Genomic DNA, 1,263 nt, shown 5'->3' on the forward strand with positions numbered 1-1,263 from the left:
CCGCAATATAATAGCAGTAACAAATATTTAAAAATTCAGTCATTTAAGAGAAGGGAGGCTTTACCATGCTGACGTTTGATATTTTAGAGTATCAAGAGCGGCTGAAGAATACGAAGGAACGGATGGCAAGGGAAGGGGTTGAGGTGTTACTCATTACTGACCCTGCCAATATGAACTATTTATCGGGGTATGATGCATGGTCGTTTTACGTTCATCAAATGTTGGTTGTGATTATTGATGAACCGCAGCCGATTTGGATTGGGCGCTTAATGGATGCGAATGGAGCTAAAGCAACAACGTGGATGTATGATGAAAACATCATGTCATATCCGGATTATTACGTGCATTCAGAGCATTATCATCCAATGGAGTTTATCGCGGAAATTCTTAATGAAATTGGCCATGGCAACCGTCACATTGGAGTGGAGATGGATCAGTATTATTTCTCTGCTAAGGCGTATATGACTTTGCTTCAAAAACTTTCGAATGCAACGTTTAAAGATGCGACGTCACTTGTCAATTGGGTGCGGATCATGAAGTCAGATCAAGAAATAGAATTCATGCGCCGTGCGGGTAAAATTGCTGAGCAGTCCATGGATGCTGCTGTTTCAGCGATTCATACAGGATCAAGAGAAAATGATGCGGCTGCAGCCATTTATTATGAATTAATAAAAGGGACCGATGAGTTTGGTGGTGATTATCCGTCGATTGTGCCAATGCTTCCTACAGGAGAAAACACATCAACACCACATTTAACTTGGTCGGAAAACTATTTTGAAGAAGGTAATGCGGTCATTATTGAGCTTGGTGGTTGTTATAAACGTTACCATGCACCATTAGCAAGAACGGTATCAATCGGTTCACCACCAGAGAGGTTAGAGCGTTTAGCGCATATTGTTCGTGAAGGTATTGAAAATGTGTTAGATCGAGCGAAGCCTGGCATTTATTTAGAAGAATTAGAAGAAGCTTGGCGTGAATCAACGCGTAAGTATGGTATTGAAAAAGAATCGCGCTTAGGTTATTCGATGGGGTTAAATTATCCGCCTGACTGGGGTGAGCATACAGCAAGTATCCGAAGAGGAGACAAAACAGAACTTAAGCCGAACATGACATTTCATTTTATTCCGGGCTTATGGTTTGAAAATGATGGCATTGAGATGAGTGAATCATTTGTCATTACTGATAATGGGGTCGATATGTTAACGAACTATCCTCGTGAATTAATCGTTAACAGTCCATTCCACTTCCCAGATGACAGTAGTG

Annotated in this window: 1 protein-coding gene; it reads left to right on the forward strand. The window is 41.1% G+C overall.

Annotated elements, in window-relative coordinates:
• Positions 1-65: 65 nt before the first annotated feature.
• On the forward strand, positions 66-1,263 hold a 1,198-nt coding region (locus A194_RS0116320; protein WP_017187840.1), incomplete at its 3' end, for a M24 family metallopeptidase.

The organism is Alkalibacillus haloalkaliphilus C5 (genome assembly GCF_000269905.1).
Classification (GTDB): Bacteria; Bacillota; Bacilli; order Bacillales; family Alkalibacillaceae; genus Alkalibacillus; species Alkalibacillus haloalkaliphilus_A.